We start from the raw sequence: 3568 nt of genomic DNA, 5'->3' as shown, positions 1-3568 counted from the left end.
TTTAGAAGTAACAAGATAGGGATATTATAATATATTTTGAATTTTCAGACAATGACAAAGTGCACAAAGTTTGGAAAGTTTAATGTACAGAATAGACAAAATTAAAATATTTATCAAACTTAGTCAAAAGGTAATACATGGCGAATACTTGTTCAAGTTTTTGCATATAGAAAGGCTCTAAAACCCTGATTATAAAGGGGGTTAGAGCCTTTTTGATTGTTGCAAGTGTCAAAGATGGGAATATATGTCAGCATAACTCATATGTATTAGTCAATTATAGTCCGTTAAATGCTAATATCAACCTTTGTTCCCAAACGGTTTCCGGCTTTGGAAGAGTTTGTTTCTCCCGCCTTCCCTGCTTTTGCATCTTCTTCAGAAGCTGTTTCTTTTGTTGTCTCTTCAGCCTTTTTGTTCTGCCTTTCCTTATCCGTTTTCTCAAGCTCTTCAATAAGTGATTTTTTGTGTTTTTTAGTCTTCTTATTTGCAGCCAGCTGAGCCGCCTTTTTTGCGGTAAGATAAAGCTTCATATCATATTCCATAAGAGCACTCTCATCTTTAGGCGAAACCTTGTCTCCCTTTGCAATTCTTCTGAATATTTCTAAAATAGCCCCAAATTTTCGGGTTTCCTTATTCTTTGCCTCCATTTGCTCTTTAACTTCTTCTGCTTGTCTTTTGATTTCCTCTGCAGCCTCCTCAAGTTCTTTCTGCTTAGTTTTGGCTGCTTCAGCCTTTTCATCTTCCTCAGAATCATTCCTTATATCAGCTGCTTTTTTGTCTTCTTTTGATGATGTTACATTAAAATTTAATTTATTATAGTTGTAATTATTAATTAGATTTCCCTGTATCTTCATACTACTCCTCTCATTTAAACATCAAACAACTTTGCCTTTAATTTATATATCGGAATATTAGAGAATTATTATACCCCAATCATTCACGAAATATCTTGTGAATAATTGGGGTTACACTAACTATTCAACTTCATAATTTCACTTTCCGTCATAACGGTGTCTGTTGTATGCAAAGCCTCATAAGTCTTTCGAAGCTTCTTTTCATATTTGCTGTAGTTTGTGCTAAGCACTCCCGAAAGCAGAATATCCACCAAAGCAAGCATAGCAATACGGGAGCTTGTTGCACCGCTTCTCATGGTTACTTCTCTAGTTAAAACATTCAAATATACATCGGCTCCCTTTAACAAATTCGTCTTTCTAAGCTTGGTTACTACTATTATTTTGCAGTTCTGAGTTTTTAACAATTTTAAAATAAGCTGTATTTCCTTTGTTTTGCCCGAATAGGTAAATAATACGCAGGTATCCATACTTCCAAGCAGAGCCGCATTGGTCAGCTGATCGTGAAAATCCGTATGGGCATATGAGCTCACACCTATTCTTCTAAATTTTTGAACCGCATCCAAACAGATTAAGCCTGAAGCACCTATTCCAAAAAAGTGTATAGAAGAAGCGGCATTTATAATCGAAACCGCTTTTTCTACTTCTGTAGTCTTTAATATATTTTCTGTATCGGTAAGTGCCTGTTTTTCATTCCTGAATATATTTTGTATAACGCTCTTAACAGAATCTCCCGGTCTTATATCCGTATAGAGTTCGGAGCTGTTTTCACTGTCGGCAATAGCCAATGTCAAGCCTACTATAAAACCTCTGTACCCTGAATATCCAAGTGCCTTACAAAACCGCAGTACGGAGGCATCGCTTGATTTACTTTCAGTTGCTACCTCTTTTATAGACATTGCAGGTATCTTATCCGGATTCTTCATTATGTACTCTGCCACCTTCTGTTCAACCGGAGTAAAATCATTAAATATTGCTTTTATTTTTAATAACGGATTACTGTCACTATTCATTTTTACCGCCTTTCAAGAACTTCACAAACTCATCAAACATCTCTGTACTATATTCGTATAAAGCAATTTTATTGCTCTTATCACTTACAAGTTCCAAATCATAAGGATTGCGTAAAGCTGCTAAAGTAAGTACTCCACCTATACTTTCTGTCTTAGCCTCAAGTGATTTTACAAAATCTCCTTGAGCAGTCAAAAGATGTGCATTATAACTTCCCATTATTATATGAGAGTAATTGTCAAGCTTCGCAAGAATTTCCTCAGTTTCTTCCACCGTAGGCTCAAGAGGAACCTTTACGGCAGGAAGATTTAATTTCTCACCAAGATACTCCGCAAAATTAAGCTCTATAGGCTTGCCTGACACAAGGGTGGTCCTATAGGAAGGACAACCTAAAATTACAGTTTTATTATCCGGTCTAAGGCTTTCATCATTTACTTTGTTACGCCCATCTATGCAGTTATAACGCATACGACTTAAAGAAGTTCTATACTTTGCCAATTCATCTGAATCAATATCCTGTTTATGAGATAAAGGGCTGTCAACAAGATATCTTTCTTTCAGTTTGATAACTTTTTCAGCAGAAATTTTAAGTCTTTCTGTATCAATATTTTCTATGACAGCATCTAGAATATCTCTTGCCACTTCAAAATTATGGGAAACACATAGTAAGTCAGCTCCCGCTTCCACTGCCTTAAGTCCTCCTTTAACAGAACCATAATTTTCCTTAATGGCTCCCATTTCCAGACAGTCTGTAACTATTAATCCGTCAAAGCCCAATTTATCTCTGAGCAAGTCTGTTAAAACTGTTTTTGACATAGTACAAGGATAATCCGAATCAAGAGCCTTAAAAATTATATGAGCAGTCATAACGGCTTCAATATCATCCTCTATAAGTTTTTTAAACGGAAAAAGTTCCACCTCTTCAAGTTCTTCAAGACTTTTGTTTATTGAAGGAAGTACAAGATGCGAATCACTATTTGTATTGCCATGTCCCGGAAAATGCTTTATGCAGGGTATTACTCCTCCGGCCTTCAATCCATCAGCCATCTGCTTTGCAAATCTATATACTGTATCAGCATCTTCGCCATAAGAACGTACTCCTATTACAGGATTTTTCTTATTATTGTTTATATCACAAGATGGTGCAAGATTAAAATTTACTCCGCACATTTTCAATTCCTTTGCAGTAATAAGTCCTGATTCATAGGCATATTCCGCCTTACCTGTCCTACCTATTGCCATAGCTCCCGGAGATGCAGGAAGATCGGGAGAAAACCTTGATACCATGCCCCCTTCCTGGTCTATGGATATAAGTGCGGGATAACCGGTTGCTTTCTTTATAACTTGTTGAATCTTACCACAAAGTTTTTTTAGCTGGTTCGCACTATAAATATTTTCACTAAAAAGAATGACATTACCAATCTTGTATTCTTCTATAAATTTTATAAAATCCTCTGAAATTTCATCTACTCCGCTAAAGCCGACCATCATCATCTGTCCTGCAAGAAGCCTCTTATCTTTCATATCCATTGGAATGCCTCCTTAAAATAATAATAAGATTATTATATAGCACATGATAGAAAAAATAAAGCAAAATTTTATATAATCTTTATTTTTCTGAAATATTATTACAAAATTTAATTTTAATTTAGTAAATATAATAGTTGACATATACAGAGATTGATGATAATATGTGGATAACTTATGAA

General features: G+C 35.3%; 3 protein-coding genes. All 3 read right to left on the bottom strand.

Translation table 11 applies throughout. The features are described 5' to 3' along the window. Nucleotides 1-284: 284 nt before the first annotated feature. The 3 genes from ACTTKP_RS11650 to nagZ all read right to left on the bottom strand — a co-directional run bounded on the left by ACTTKP_RS11650 (nt 285) and on the right by nagZ (nt 3389). The gene (locus ACTTKP_RS11650) at nt 285-851 is read right to left on the bottom strand and encodes a hypothetical protein (RefSeq protein ID WP_442554068.1); all 567 of its coding nucleotides are present in this window, start codon (nt 849-851) and stop codon (nt 285-287) included. A gap of 116 nt (nt 852-967) precedes the next feature. Next, the gene (locus ACTTKP_RS11645) at nt 968-1861 is read right to left on the bottom strand and encodes a MurR/RpiR family transcriptional regulator (protein WP_442554067.1); all 894 of its coding nucleotides are present in this window, start codon (nt 1859-1861) and stop codon (nt 968-970) included. Next, nucleotides 1854-3389, bottom strand: coding sequence for a beta-N-acetylhexosaminidase (nagZ, locus tag ACTTKP_RS11640; RefSeq protein ID WP_442554066.1), 1536 nt, complete (start codon nt 3387-3389; stop codon nt 1854-1856). The genes ACTTKP_RS11645 and nagZ overlap by 8 nt, the downstream gene beginning before the upstream one ends. Between the last annotated feature and the right edge of the window lie 179 nt (nt 3390-3568).

The organism is Catonella sp. (genome assembly GCF_052169795.1).
In the GTDB taxonomy this organism is placed as follows: domain Bacteria; phylum Bacillota; class Clostridia; order Lachnospirales; family Lachnospiraceae; genus Catonella.
Note: the sequence above shows the minus strand (reverse complement) of the source record. Positions and strands in the feature narration are given on the sequence as shown.